Raw genomic sequence first — 15,324 nt, forward strand, 5'->3', positions numbered from 1 at the left:
ATAAGCTTTTCCTACGCTGCCTTTCTTGGGTTTCTCGAAGATTTTAAATGATAAGGATTATTTTGCAATTATATTGGCTATCAAGGTTTTTTGTCTAATCTATTTTAAAAACAATTCCGATGGATCTCACCTCTCAAATTATTTATCTCTTCGTCATCGCAATCCCTGTTTCCTGCATCGCTTGGACCGTCACGCACGAGGAGATTTTTCGCGAACCAAGAGAATATTGCCAAAAAATTTCCCGTACTGCAACATCCATTTGGAAAAGAAAGTTTTTTTACCTTTTCACCTGCGAGTATTGCTTCAGCCACTATGTCAGTCTGCTGTTTATCATCATTGGGCAGTACCAATTGCTCTACGCCGGCTGGCGCGGCTATCTTGTGTCATTTTTTGCCGTGGTCTGGGTAGCCAACTGGTATATGAGCCTGTTCGGATTTCTGCGCCAAAGTCTAAAAGTAGAGAAGATCGAAGCGACCATTATGGACATCGACCTGCAACATCTGGAAGAAAAACTGGACAATAAAGTGGAGGAAGCTGACAGCAATTTGCCCTCTTAATTTCAATCTAAAATTTTACGAAAATAAGTCCAAAAACTCCTGCTCATCCAAGATTTGGACTGTCCCTAGTTCTTGTGCTTTTTTCAGTTTGCTCCCCGCTTTCTCGCCTACGATCAGGTAATTCAGATTTTTGGAAACTGCCGAAATGTTTTTGCCGCCATGTTTTTCCACCATTTCCTCCGCAGATTCTCTCGTGAAAAGAGATAATTTCCCGGTGAAAAGAAAGGTCTTGCCTTCCAAAGTATTCGACAATATCTCGCTGGTCGTTTGTCTTTTTTCAAGTTGCACACCATAAGATTTCAAACGCTCGAGCATCAGAATATTTTCCGGATTTTTAAAGAATTCTACAATGCTTTCCGCGATTTTAGACCCAATGTCCTCCACCTGGCAAAGTTCTTCTACGGTGGCATTTTTCAACTCGTCAATGCTGCTGAAGTTTTTCACCAGTTTTTTGGCAACCGTTTCGCCCACGTGCTTGATGCCGATGCCGAACAGGACTTTTTCAAACGGTATTTCCTTTGATTTTTCGATGCCGTCGATAATATTCTGAGCAGATTTTTCGGCCATCCTTTCCAGCGGCAAAAGTTGCGCTTTGGTCAACGTGTAGAAATCGGCAGGATTTTCAATCAGCTTCGCCTGATAAAGTTGTTCGATGGTTTCGCTGCCGAGATTCTCGATGTTCAAAGCCTTTCTGGAAACGTAATGAATCATTCTTCCGACCACTTGTGGCGGGCAGTGGAGATCGTTGGGACAAAAATGAATGGCTTGATCTTCCAGTTTTATGAGTGCTGTTCCGCATTCCGGGCAGTTTTTGATGTATTCGATTTTTTTACTTTCGGGGCTTCTTTTTTCGATATTCACGCCCACAATTTTTGGGATGATTTCGCCGCCTTTTTCCACATAAACAAAATCGTGCTCGTGCAAATCAAGTTTTTTGATAATATCTTCGTTGTGGAGAGAAGCCCGTTTTACGATCGTTCCGGCCAGCAAAACCGGTTTCAGATTGGCAACCGGCGTGATGGCGCCCGTTCGTCCGACTTGGTAGGACACACTTTGCAATTCGGTTTCGGCTTTTTCGGCTTTAAATTTATAGGCCATCGCCCAGCGCGGCGATTTTGCGGTGTATCCCAGCTGTTTTTGTTGTTTCAAAGAATTGACTTTCAGTACGATGCCGTCGATCTCAAACGGCAATTGATGTCGTTCTTCATCCCAAAAATTTATAAAATCTTTGATTTCGTCCAGATTTTTGCAAAGTTTTATCTGCTCGGAAATTGTGAAACCCCAATCGCGCGCTTTGTGAAGCAGTTCCCAATGCGTGTCCGCGGGCGCCTCCTCCGCCACAAACTGATAGAGCACCGAAGACAATCGGCGTTTCCGTACCTCGCGGCTATCTTGCATTTTCAGAGTTCCGCTGGCGGTGTTTCGGGGATTCATAAAGGGATCGAGACCTTCTTCCTCACGCTGTTTATTGATTTTATCAAAATTTTTTCTCGTCAAATAGATTTCGCCACGCATAAAAAATCGCTCCGGATAATCGCCTTTCAAACGGAGCGGAATGTCCGAAATCGTGCGCACATTGGAGGTGATTTCGTCTCCTTGAAAACCGTCGCCGCGGGTGACAGCCTGGACTAATGTTCCGTTTTCGTACAAAATCGAAATCGAGGCGCCGTCAAATTTAAGCTCGGCCACAAATTCTACCGGTTCGTCGATGGTTTTGATGATGCGCTTTTCCCAGTCTGCCAGATCGTCGAAATCATAGGAATTATCCAAGGAATACATCCTGAACTGATGCTGAACGGTGGGAAAATTTTTTGTAATGCCGCCGCCCACACGGTGGGTTGGAGAATTATCATCCTGATATTCAGGGTATTGGGCTTCCAAATCCTGAAGTTCTTTTAGTAAGGTGTCAAATTCCAGATCGGAGATGCTGGGCTCATCCAGCTGATAATAGTTTTCATTATGCCGGTTGATTTCGTGGCGCAACTGTTCTATCCTTTCCTTAATATTTTCGGGCATTATGTGAAGATTATTTAAGACAAAAATAACCAAAACCGACAAAACCATTGGAAATAAAAACAGTAATTTGGCAAGCATAAAAAATCTGCCCAATGAATAAGCTATTTTGTACCGTAACATTTATGATCGCTATGATTTTTCACGCTCAAACCCAGATTATTGCGCACCGAGGCTATTGGCAGACGGTGCCGCCTACGACAGAAAATTCTCTCAAATCTTTAGAAAATGCTCAGAAACTGAAGGTTTATGGCTCCGAATTCGATGTGAGAATGTGCAAAGATGGGGTTCTGGTCATCAATCACGATGAGCATCACGGGACGATGGAAATTTCTGAGACCCCATTCAAAGATCTGAAAAAAGTGAAACTGTCCAACGGCGAAGATTTTCCCACGTTGAAATCTTATCTTAAAAAAGGAAAAAGTGACAGGTCTTTGAAACTGATCGTCGAAATAAAACCTGCAAAAACAGAGGCATTGGAAAATGAAATCGTACAGAAAACCTTGCAGATGATCCGAAATATGAAGATGGATTCTCAATGTGAATTCATCTCCTTCAGTCTTAATATTTGTAAGCAAATCAAGAAAAACGAGCCGACCTTCAAAGTTCAATATCTGAACGGGGACCTGTCGCCGCAGCAGATCAAAGCGGAGGGATTGGATGGTATCGATTATCATTACAGCGTTTTCGAAAAGAACCCGACTTGGATATCGGAAGCCAATGCACTGGGGTTGATCACCAATTCTTGGACGGTGAATGATGTGGAGCTTTACAAAAAACTGAAAGCGCAGGGAATTGGCTTTGTTACCACGAATATTCCGGATCGATTGAAAGATCTGCAATAGAAAATATCTCACAAAAAAAAGCGAGTTGCCCCGCTTTGAATGTTTTCACAACGGAATAATCCTTATTGTGAATTGCTTTCGGTTACAAATCTAAAAAAAATTTTTAAAATCTTTGCGGATTTCCAAATTTCTGTGATTTTTTTTTTACTAATTTTAACAGTTTCAATAAACTAAATAATTATGAAAAGAAAAATACTAGGATTAGACTTGGGAACGAACTCGATTGGGTGGGCATTGATCGAGGTAGATGATAATAATATCCCTTTATGCATCATTGCAATGGGTTCAAGAATTATTCCTTTATCATCATCAGATAAGGAGGAATTTCAAAGAGGGTTGTCAATTACGAAGAATCAAAGCAGAACGATTAGTCGTACCCAAAGAAAAGGGTATGACAGAAAACAATTGAAAAAAAGAGACTTAAAGAAAATTCTTGAAGAATATAATATTTTTCCATCTGAAGAATTATTGAAACTCCCTATGCTTGATTTATGGAAGTTAAGAAGTGATTCTGCTAATCCCAACGAAAATATATCTGCTGAACAATTAGGGCGTATTTTTTATATGCTCAACCAAAAAAGAGGATATAAATCTGCAAGAAGCGAAGCAAATGCTGATAAAAAAGACACCGATTATGTTCAGGCAGTCAAAGGACGTTATGCCCAGCTGAAAGATAGAAATCAGACTATTGGGCAGTATTTTTACGAAGAATTATATAATGCAAACGCAAACAATTCTTATTTCAGAATCAAAGAAGAGGTATATCCACGTGAAGCTTATATAGAAGAGTTTGACGCTATTATAAATGCACAAAAAAACAAGCATGATTTTCTAACAGATGAATTTGTTCACAAATTGCGTAATGAAATCATTTACTTTCAAAGGAAACTGAAATCTCAAAAAGGATTAGTCAGCATTTGCGAGTTTGAGGGTTTCGAGAAAACCATTTTCGATAATGAAAAGGGTAAAAATAAAGTTGTGTTTGTAGGACCAAAAGTTGCACCGAAAACTTCTCCTTTGTTTCAGCTCTGTCGGATTTGGGAAGTGGTAAACACGATTACTTTAAAAATAAAAAATCCCGAAGGAAGCAAATATAAGTGGGGTGAGAAAACTCCCAATTTAAAAGAGAGGGAGATTTTAGCAGACTATTTGTTTAAAAATGATAATTTAAGTTTTACAAAGCTTCTTGAAATTTTAGGATTAAATAAAAATGATGTTTATGTAAATAAGCAAATTCTCAAAGGTATTAAAGGAAATGAAACTTACTCTACACTTCATACTATTTTAGGTGATAACGAATTTTTAAATTTTAATGTGTCCATCATTCCGTCAAATCATACTTCAATGTTGGTGGATAAAAAGACAGGTGAGATTCTGGAAGAAAGAGCTGGTTTGGAATTGGATGCTTCATTGGAGAAAGAACCATTGTATCAACTGTGGCACACAATCTATTCCATAAAAGATTTAGATGAATGTAAAAGTGCACTAATAAAAAGGTTTGGTTTTGATGATGAAATTGCCGATCAATTGTCTCGTATCGATTTTAATAAACAGGCTTTCGGGAACAAATCGAACAAATCGATGCGGAAAATCCTGCCTTTTCTGATGGAAGGCTATGATTATTCCCAATCCTGCAGTTTGGCTGGTTACAATCATTCTAATTCTTTGACGAAAGATGAAAGAGAACAGCAAATTACTTTAGACCGATTAGAACTTCTCCCCAAAAATAGTCTTAGACAACCTATTGTAGAGAAAATTCTGAACCAGATGATTAATGTGGTCAACGCAATCCTTGAACAATATGGAAAACCATCTGAAATAAGAGTTGAACTTGCACGTGAACTTAAACAAAGTAAAGACGAGCGAAATGATGCCGATTTACAAAATTCCAAAAATAAAAAACTCAATGAGGAAATCGGGAAACGATTAGCTGAATTGGGGTTGCCTGTAACCAAGCGGTATATTCAGAAATATAAATTTATTTTTCCATCGCTCAGCAAAAATCTTAAAGATGCTCAAGTCAATAATCAATGTATTTATTGTGGGGAAACATTTAATTTAACTGAGGCTCTCAGTGGTGATGCATACGATGTTGACCATATTGTACCAAAAGATTTATTGTTTGATGATTCTCAGACCAACAAAGTATTGGTTCACAGGAAATGTAATTCGACAAAAACCAATCAAACTGCGTACGATTACATTGCTACAAAAGGCGAGGAGCAATTGCGTCGCTATTCCGAGCGGATAGATGATTGGTTCAAAAGAGGTATTATTTCTTACAATAAAATGCAAAGATTGAAAGTTTCTCACAAGGAATATCTGGAAAGAAAAAAGGTAGGAAAAGAAACAGAAACCGATAAAAAACTATGGGAAAACTTTATCGACAGACAATTGAGGGATACTCAATATATTTCTCGAAAAGCAAGAGAAATCTTACAGAAAATATGTAATAACGTTACTACAACAGAAGGTGGAGTTACGGCAAAACTTCGTAATTTATGGGGCTGGGACGATGTTTTGATGAATTTACAAATGCCTAAATATAGAGAATTAGGACAAACCGTTATCAAAGAGTGGACAAGCGAACACGGAAAAAGAAAACATCAAAAAGAGGAAATCGAAAATTGGACAAAAAGAGATGACCACCGTCATCACGCCATAGATGCTTTGGTTGTTGCTTGCACAAAGCAAGGTTTTATTCAACGGATAAATACCTTGAATTCTAGTGATACCAAAGATCTGATGCAACGAGAAATTAAAGAAGCAAAAAAACTCTTAGGAGAAAATTATAACGAAAAAGAATTTGAAAATGATAATGAGTTAGTTAAAAATCACAAAGAAAGATTATCCCAATTAGATGATTATTTGCGTTTGCAGAAACCTGTTAAATTCGATACAAAATATGTTGAACAAGAGGCAGATAAGATTTTAGTTTCTTTTAAACCGGGTAAAAAAGTTGCAACAATAACTAAATTTAAAGCAACAGGAAGGAATAAAGATACTGGAGTAATTGTTCCAAGAGGAGCATTGCACGAGCAATCTGTTTATGGTAAAATTAAAGTTATCGAAAAAGATAAACCTTTAAAATATCTATTTGAAAATCCAGACAAAATTGTAAATCCGAAAATCAAAAATCTTGTTGAAATTAGACTCTCAGAAAATCAAAATAGTTCTAAAATAGCCTTGTCCACTTTAAAGAAAAATCCAATCTTCACGAACAGACAAAAGACAGAAGTTCTAGAAAAATCATCTTGTTACAATGATGTTACTGTATTGAAATACAAATTACAAAGTTTAAAAGCCAGCCAAGCTGATGATATTGTTGATGAAAGAGTAAAGTTTTTAGTAAAAGAAAGACTAGCTCAATTTGGGAACAAAGAAAAAGAAGCTTTCAAGGATACACTTTGGTTTAACGAAGAAAAACAGATCCCGATTATCACCGTTCGTTTGTTTGCTCGTCCTGATGCTAATAATTTACAGGCAATTAAAAAAGATGAGAACGGTAAAGAAATAGGGTTTGTAGTGATGGGCAACAATCATCATATCGCTATTTATGAAGATAAGGACAATAAACTTATTCAGCATAGTTGCACTTTCTGGCACGCAGTAGAAAGGAAAAAATATAAGATTCCGCCTATTATTAAAAGTTCGTCAGATGTTTGGAGTCAAATATTAAACAAAGAACTTCCAGAATCATTTTTAAATAATCTACCAGCTGATAATCTTAATTTAAAATTTAGTATGCAGCAAAATGAAATGTTTATTCTGGGTTTATCACAAGAAGAATTTGACGAAGCTCTGAAAAATAATGATAAGTCTTTATTGAGTAAACATTTGTACTTGGTTTGGAGTGTCTCTGAAGGAGATTATTGGTTTAGACATCACTTAGAAACCAAAAATACAGAGTTAAAGAAAACTGTAGGCGCAAAAGAGAGTAAGAGATATTATCGATTAAGCACAAAAGGATTAATTGATTTAAATCCTATTAAAGTAAGATTAAATCATTTAGGAGAAATTACTAAAATAGGAGAGTACTAAATATGATCACCCGCTCCATCTATATCGGCAATCCCGCTTACCTGAAGCTCAAAGACGAGCAAATGTATATTTTGGAACCTTCTACCCAAGAAATGAAAGGGAAAATTCCCGTGGAAGATTTGGGACTGCTGATGCTGGATCATTTTCAGATTACCATTTCCCATCAGCTCATTCAGAAAATGATGGGAAATAATGTGGTGATCGTAAGTTGTGATGCCCACCATTTACCCCACGGAATAATGCTCCCTTTTTACGGACACACCGAACATTCGGAACGGGTGAAAGACCAATTGGAAGCCAGCGAACCACTGAAAAAACAACTTTGGAAACAAACCATAGAATGCAAAATAGAAAATCAAAAAGAAGTTTTGAGACGCCTGGGCAATTTTTATGAGCCGATGATTGAATATCAAAAAAATGTCAAAAGTGGAGATATTACCAATATGGAAGGCATTGCAGCACAGCATTATTGGAAATACCTCATCAGTTTAGATTTTCTCAGACAGCGTTTCGGAGACTCGCCCAACCAGTTTTTCAACTTTGGGTATGCCGTGCTCAGAAGCATCGTGGCGAGAGCCATCGTTGAGACAGGTTTGATTCCCGTACTCGGGATTTTTCACAAAAATAAATACAATCCCTATTGCTTGGCAGACGATTTGATGGAGCCCTACCGCCCGTTTGCAGATTGGCTGGTAATGGACTGGCTCACCAAAAATCCCAACGCCGAAGAATTGACCAAAGAATTTAAGGCACACATCTTACAAATCGCCACCCAAGATGTGAGCATCGACGGAAAAACAAGACCCTTGTTGGTTGCGGTAAAAACCACTGCGACATCGCTTTACAAATGTTATACGGGAGAAAAACGCTTGATTTCCTATCCCGAATTGATATGAATGCCGAAAGGTTTAATGCCTACCGAATTATGTGGGTACTCGTTTTGTATGATTTGCCAACGGAGACCAAGGCCAACGTGAGAGATGCCAATCTGTTCAGAAAACGTCTTTTGGATGATGGATTTTCACTTTTTCAGTTTTCAATGTATGTTCGCCACTGTCCCAGCAGAGAAAATGCGGAAGTTCATATTAAAAGGGTCAAATTTATACTGCCAAAAGCGGGAAAAGTGGCGATTATGTGCATTACCGATAAACAATTCGGTGACATCGAAATCTTCTTTGCCAGAAACAAGGAAGAACCGCCGCCTACCTTCCAGCAATTAGAATTATTCTAAAATTAAAATCCTAAAAACAAAAATAATCTACTGACAATCAGTAGATTATTTTTTGAGGTTGTGTTGTATCCCAAAGATACACAAAAATGAAAGCAATTCACAACTGCCGTGAAGAGCTCCTTCCTGACTCTTGGGTTGTGTTGTATCCCAAAGATACACAAAAATGAAAGCAATTCACAACTCGACAAAGTATTTTCCGAAATAAATGAAGGTTGTGTTGTATCCCAAAGATACACAAAAATGAAAGCAATTCACAACTCATTCAGCCGATGCCGCACATACTCTATCGTTGTGTTGTATCCCAAAGATACACAAAAATGAAAGCAATTCACAACTCTCCAGACTATTGCTACACACGAAGAAAAGTTGTGTTGTATCCCAAAGATACACAAAAATGAAAGCAATTCACAACGGTTGATGCAGAGACAGGGGTTTATACAGCGTTGTGTTGTATCCCAAAGATACACAAAAATGAAAGCAATTCACAACGATGTCATCGATTAAGATGATGTCTGGTCTGTTGTGTTGTATCCCAAAGATACACAAAAATGAAAGCAATTCACAACGCTAATACCCCGTTAAATGCTATTCCACAAGTTGTGTTGTATCCCAAAGATACACAAAAATGAAAGCAATTCACAACCGGAAAAGACGTCTATTGGACATCGACTTTGTTGTGTTGTATCCCAAAGATACACAAAAATGAAAGCAATTCACAACTACAACAGTTGTAGTTAATTGGGGAAATGGGTTGTGTTGTATCCCAAAGATACACAAAAATGAAAGCAATTCACAACGTCAAGCGCAATCTTAATCTCTGTTTCACAGTTGTGTTGTATCCCAAAGATACACAAAAATGAAAGCAATTCACAACCCTGTCTTGTCCATTATCTTGTTGCCGTCCGTTGTGTTGTATCCCAAAGATACACAAAAATGAAAGCAATTCACAACAGGGTTTACGATAACTACCATAGAAAATTAGTTGTGTTGTATCCCAAAGATACACAAAAATGAAAGCAATTCACAACGTGCTATCTTTGGTTTAGTTACAAGTACTCGTTGTGTTGTATCCCAAAGATACACAAAAATGAAAGCAATTCACAACTCTCATTTGAAAGTTTATATCAGTCAGTTCGTTGTGTTGTATCCCAAAGATACACAAAAATGAAAGCAATTCACAACCACGTAGAAGATATGACGCAAAGCTTTGTAGTTGTGTTGTATCCCAAAGATACACAAAAATGAAAGCAATTCACAACCAGAAGCGATAGAGTATAATTTCGAAAACAGTTGTGTTGTATCCCAAAGATACACAAAAATGAAAGCAATTCACAACTATAGCCTCGAACGGATTTTTATTAATAACGTTGTGTTGTATCCCAAAGATACACAAAAATGAAAGCAATTCACAACAGCATTTTTTTTCATTTGAAAACAAAAATAGTTGTGTTGTATCCCAAAGATACACAAAAATGAAAGCAATTCACAACACATTTACTTGAGGGAAAAAATCGGTTTACGTTGTGTTGTATCCCAAAGATACACAAAAATGAAAGCAATTCACAACAAACAATTTAAAAGACCTGCTATCCAAGTAGTTGTGTTGTATCCCAAAGATACACAAAAATGAAAGCAATTCACAACGGTTTGGCGGGATATATTTCTGCACATGGTGTTGTGTTGTATCCCAAAGATACACAAAAATGAAAGCAATTCACAACTAAAACTTTAACAAAAACTTTAACATACGAGTTGTGTTGTATCCCAAAGATACACAAAAATGAAAGCAATTCACAACTTAACGTCATCGTGTTCAATATCTAACTCAGTTGTGTTGTATCCCAAAGATACACAAAAATGAAAGCAATTCACAACTGACGAAATACTTGCAAGGTTTGAGTATCTGTTGTGTTGTATCCCAAAGATACACAAAAATGAAAGCAATTCACAACGCGCTACTTGGCGTCGTGAAAGACGGCATAGTTGTGTTGTATCCCAAAGATACACAAAAATGAAAGCAATTCACAACAATCCGGCAACTCGCTGGCTATGATGATTCGTTGTGTTGTATCCCAAAGATACACAAAAATGAAAGCAATTCACAACGTAATCAGTATTGTCATAGTAAGGTGTGTAGTTGTGTTGTATCCCAAAGATACACAAAAATGAAAGCAATTCACAACATGCAACCTATGTAGAAAGCAGAGGATTTAGTTGTGTTGTATCCCAAAGATACACAAAAATGAAAGCAATTCACAACTGCTGAGAAATCAGTTAAATAAAATTCTTGGTTGTGTTGTGTCCCAAAGATACACAAAAATGAAAGCAATTCACAACCTAAATGTGCTTCATGTTCGGTATTGAAATGTTGTGTTGTGTCCCAAAGATACACAAAAATGAAAGCAATTCACAACTGTAAATGATATTCTGGATGCCTCATAATTGTTGTGTTGTATCCCAAAGATACACAAAAATGAAAGCAATTCACAACTCGGGATGCGCGCGGACGGGCGCTTCTATCGTTGTGTTGTATCCCAAAGATACACAAAAATGAAAGCAATTCACAACTGATGAAGATGAAGCTAATACGGCTAATTGGTTGTGTTGTATCCCAAAGATACACAAAAATGAAAGCAATTCACAACTTAAGTCATCTTCATCAATTAGCTTTATGTGTTGTGTTGTATCCCAAAGATACACAAAAATGAAAGCAATTCACAACGCATTAAGCTCTTCTTCGTTTAAGTTATCCGTTGTGTTGTATCCCAAAGATACACAAAAATGAAAGCAATTCACAACCCGACGATGAATGGCTTCAACGGGGCCGCAGTTGTGTTGTATCCCAAAGATACACAAAAATGAAAGCAATTCACAACTATAGACGATATGGGTTATTATATCGTACCGTTGTGTTGTATCCCAAAGATACACAAAAATGAAAGCAATTCACAACCGCTCGTGCTAATGGATATACAGACGACAGGTTGTGTTGTATCCCAAAGATACACAAAAATGAAAGCAATTCACAACATCCTTAACCCACTCTGTGATAACGTGTATGTTGTGTTGTATCCCAAAGATACACAAAAATGAAAGCAATTCACAACTAAAACACCAGAAGATAATGGAAAATGATAGTTGTGTTGTATCCCAAAGATACACAAAAATGAAAGCAATTCACAACTATGCTTTGAGAATCAATTTTCCGGAAAAAGTTGTGTTGTATCCCAAAGATACACAAAAATGAAAGCAATTCACAACGTGAATAATAATGACAGCATTTCAGGCGTCGTTGTGTTGTATCCCAAAGATACACAAAAATGAAAGCAATTCACAACCATAGTCTCGATCACGTCAATCCGTTGTGGGTTGTGTTGTATCCCAAAGATACACAAAAATGAAAGCAATTCACAACTGCAGTTTTATTGTTATTTTTGATTCAAATGTTGTGTTGTATCCCAAAGATACACAAAAATGAAAGCAATTCACAACCATCTTGGTTATGGACGGGCGCGAGCTGGAGTTGTGTTGTATCCCAAAGATACACAAAAATGAAAGCAATTCACAACCGGTGCAGTTGTAGTTTACGATTACGGAAAGTTGTGTTGTATCCCAAAGATACACAAAAATGAAAGCAATTCACAACCGTATAACGTGGTGTGTAGCCGATAGGGCGGTTGTGTTGTATCCCAAAGATACACAAAAATGAAAGCAATTCACAACATGTTATCAATGATAACTAATCCGCAATTAGTTGTGTTGTATCCCAAAGATACACAAAAATGAAAGCAATTCACAACGCGCATTTCCAGCACTCTCAAAGTTTTGCCGTTGTGTTGTATCCCAAAGATACACAAAAATGAAAGCAATTCACAACCACACCGAATGGGATGATAACGAACTTGCCGTTGTGTTGTATCCCAAAGATACACAAAAATGAAAGCAATTCACAACACTGCTATTTTTTGTTCCATTGAATATTGTGTTGTGTTGTATCCCAAAGATACACAAAAATGAAAGCAATTCACAACTCAAAGTTTTGAAGAAAAATCAACTGTTATGTTGTGTTGTATCCCAAAGATACACAAAAATGAAAGCAATTCACAACGGAATTCACGGCCGATGCCGATGAGTTCGGTTGTGTTGTATCCCAAAGATACACAAAAATGAAAGCAATTCACAACTGTAGCTTTTGAAGAAAAATTTTCACAGAAGTTGTGTTGTATCCCAAAGATACACAAAAATGAAAGCAATTCACAACAAATAAGTCAGATTAATGGTCAAATAGAGGGTTGTGTTGTATCCCAAAGATACACAAAAATGAAAGCAATTCACAACAATCTGTAACGATGTGATAATGTATATTACGTTGTGTTGTATCCCAAAGATACACAAAAATGAAAGCAATTCACAACGCATTTTTATTCGACAAAATCTCTGGTAGAGTTGTGTTGTATCCCAAAGATACACAAAAATGAAAGCAATTCACAACCCCAAATCAATATGCACTTTGATAAAACAAGTTGTGTTGTATCCCAAAGATACACAAAAATGAAAGCAATTCACAACAGGTGTGTATACTTTATGTTGATCCCGTCGGTTGTGTTGTATCCCAAAGATACACAAAAATGAAAGCAATTCACAACATATTGAATTTTTGATTAAAATGCCTGCCCGTTGTGTTGTATCCCAAAGATACACAAAAATGAAAGCAATTCACAACTGATAGGTTATTGTTAACGGAATTGACCTTGTTGTGTTGTATCCCAAAGATACACAAAAATGAAAGCAATTCACAACTACCATTAAAATCTTCTGTAAATAAAGATAGTTGTGTTGTATCCCAAAGATACACAAAAATGAAAGCAATTCACAACTAAGCGGATAAGGTCTTCTACTTTCATTACGTTGTGTTGTATCCCAAAGATACACAAAAATGAAAGCAATTCACAACACTTAAATCTGTGTTGTAGAAATTTGAACAGTTGTGTTGTATCCCAAAGATACACAAAAATGAAAGCAATTCACAACAACAGATTGACGCTTACCGAGAAGAATCTTGTTGTGTTGTATCCCAAAGATACACAAAAATGAAAGCAATTCACAACAGATCTAGCCGTCGTGCTGGCCATGTACTTGTTGTGTTGTATCCCAAAGATACACAAAAATGAAAGCAATTCACAACATTCGGAAATATTATCAATTTCCTCTATCGGTTGTGTTGTATCCCAAAGATACACAAAAATGAAAGCAATTCACAACGGATGAGCAGCCCGTTGCACGACGCCGCGGGTTGTGTTGTATCCCAAAGATACACAAAAATGAAAGCAATTCACAACAACGGTTGCTTCCGATACTGGCATAATTATGTTGTGTTGTATCCCAAAGATACACAAAAATGAAAGCAATTCACAACATTCTTCGCTTTATTAATTGGAGCAAACGAGTTGTGTTGTATCCCAAAGATACACAAAAATGAAAGCAATTCACAACCTAAATCAACAAGTTTTTTAAATTCAATATGTTGTGTTGTATCCCAAAGATACACAAAAATGAAAGCAATTCACAACTATCGTCAAAATGAAAGATTATGCCAGCTCGTTGTGTTGTATCCCAAAGATACACAAAAATGAAAGCAATTCACAACAGTATTTAACTGCATCTAAATTGCCGGTTAGTTGTGTTGTATCCCAAAGATACACAAAAATGAAAGCAATTCACAACCGATGTTTGTTAATATTATTTATAAATCTTGTTGTGTTGTATCCCAAAGATACACAAAAATGAAAGCAATTCACAACTAACTTTGCTATGTGCTTTTCGGTAAAAAAGTTGTGTTGTATCCCAAAGATACACAAAAATGAAAGCAATTCACAACGAATTCTTAATGCGGTGATAGCGATTTCTCGTTGTGTTGTATCCCAAAGATACACAAAAATGAAAGCAATTCACAACAAGCCGAAAGTTTCCGCCTAAACCCTTGTAGTTGTGTTGTATCCCAAAGATACACAAAAATGAAAGCAATTCACAACAGCACCTTTGTCCAACAACGCTTTTCCGAGGTTGTGTTGTATCCCAAAGATACACAAAAATGAAAGCAATTCACAACAGCGCAAAGTATGAGGTTTGAGCAGGGATAGTTGTGTTGTATCCCAAAGATACACAAAAATGAAAGCAATTCACAACTAAAAAGCTGATGTCTGATACCTGATTGGGGTTGTGTTGTATCCCAAAGATACACAAAAATGAAAGCAATTCACAACAAAAACATTGACGATCACGAGAGACTTATTGTTGTGTTGTATCCCAAAGATACACAAAAATGAAAGCAATTCACAACCCTGTAACATTGTTTCCGGAGGCCAGACGAGTTGTGTTGTATCCCAAAGATACACAAAAATGAAAGCAATTCACAACATGCTATCAGCCGCGAAGTGGCAAAAGAAAGTTGTGTTGTATCCCAAAGATACACAAAAATGAAAGCAATTCACAACCGTTCAGGAATTGCTTTCTGTGGATAGAATGTTGTGTTGTATCCCAAAGATACACAAAAATGAAAGCAATTCACAACACCACATACAATTCATCAGACGGCTTCCGGTTGTGTTGTATCCCAAAGATACACAAAAATGAAAGC

The 15,324-nt window shown here is 37.0% G+C and carries 6 protein-coding genes and 1 CRISPR repeat array; of the genes, 5 read left to right on the plus strand and 1 reads right to left on the minus strand.

Going from position 1 to position 15,324, the window contains the following annotated elements; all coding sequences use genetic code 11:
* Positions 1–119 precede the first annotated feature (119 nt).
* Entirely contained in the window at positions 120–557 is a 438-nt protein-coding gene (locus DTW91_RS08105) for a hypothetical protein (protein WP_125202888.1), read from the plus strand.
* Positions 558–572: 15 nt separating this feature from the next.
* Here DTW91_RS08105 and ligA read toward each other — a convergent pair whose 3' ends face one another.
* Positions 573–2,573: an NAD-dependent DNA ligase LigA gene (gene ligA / locus DTW91_RS08110; protein ID WP_185144758.1), complete on the minus strand. Its 2,001-nt coding sequence runs from the start codon at positions 2,571–2,573 to the stop codon at positions 573–575.
* A 92-nt stretch (positions 2,574–2,665) separates the two neighbouring features.
* Between ligA and DTW91_RS08115 the strand changes: the two genes are divergently transcribed.
* From DTW91_RS08115 to cas2, 4 genes are all read left to right on the plus strand, one after another.
* Complete coding sequence (locus DTW91_RS08115) at positions 2,666–3,415, plus strand: glycerophosphodiester phosphodiesterase family protein (protein ID WP_125202889.1); 750 nt, start codon at positions 2,666–2,668, stop codon at positions 3,413–3,415.
* A gap of 180 nt (positions 3,416–3,595) precedes the next feature.
* Positions 3,596–7,456: a type II CRISPR RNA-guided endonuclease Cas9 gene (gene cas9 / locus DTW91_RS08120; RefSeq protein WP_125202890.1), complete on the plus strand. Its 3,861-nt coding sequence runs from the start codon at positions 3,596–3,598 to the stop codon at positions 7,454–7,456.
* A 2-nt stretch (positions 7,457–7,458) separates the two neighbouring features.
* Positions 7,459–8,352 (plus strand): type II CRISPR-associated endonuclease Cas1, encoded by an 894-nt coding sequence (cas1, locus tag DTW91_RS08125; protein ID WP_125202891.1) that lies wholly within the window; start codon positions 7,459–7,461, stop codon positions 8,350–8,352.
* Complete coding sequence (gene cas2, locus DTW91_RS08130; RefSeq protein ID WP_125202892.1) at positions 8,349–8,687, plus strand: CRISPR-associated endonuclease Cas2; 339 nt, start codon at positions 8,349–8,351, stop codon at positions 8,685–8,687. The genes cas1 and cas2 overlap by 4 nt, the downstream gene beginning before the upstream one ends.
* A gap of 57 nt (positions 8,688–8,744) precedes the next feature.
* Positions 8,745–15,258: direct repeats of the CRISPR family, unit length 47 nt; unit sequence GTTGTGTTGTATCCCAAAGATACACAAAAATGAAAGCAATTCACAAC.
* Positions 15,259–15,324: the final 66 nt, after the last annotated feature.

Origin of the sequence: Chryseobacterium sp. SC28, assembly GCF_003932955.1 — a bacterium.
In the GTDB taxonomy this organism is placed as follows: domain Bacteria; phylum Bacteroidota; class Bacteroidia; order Flavobacteriales; family Weeksellaceae; genus Epilithonimonas.

Excerpts from the sequence above, each read along its gene's own strand:
- DTW91_RS08105 (WP_125202888.1), top strand. The coding sequence starts at position 120 with ATGGATCTCACCTCTCAAATTATTTATCTCTTCGTCATCGCAATCCCT.
- ligA (WP_185144758.1), bottom strand. The coding sequence starts at position 2,573 with ATGCCCGAAAATATTAAGGAAAGGATAGAACAGTTGCGCCACGAAATC.
- DTW91_RS08115 (WP_125202889.1), top strand. The coding sequence starts at position 2,666 with ATGAATAAGCTATTTTGTACCGTAACATTTATGATCGCTATGATTTTT.
- cas9 (WP_125202890.1), top strand. The coding sequence starts at position 3,596 with ATGAAAAGAAAAATACTAGGATTAGACTTGGGAACGAACTCGATTGGG.
- cas1 (WP_125202891.1), top strand. The coding sequence starts at position 7,459 with ATGATCACCCGCTCCATCTATATCGGCAATCCCGCTTACCTGAAGCTC.
- cas2 (WP_125202892.1), top strand. The coding sequence starts at position 8,349 with ATGAATGCCGAAAGGTTTAATGCCTACCGAATTATGTGGGTACTCGTT.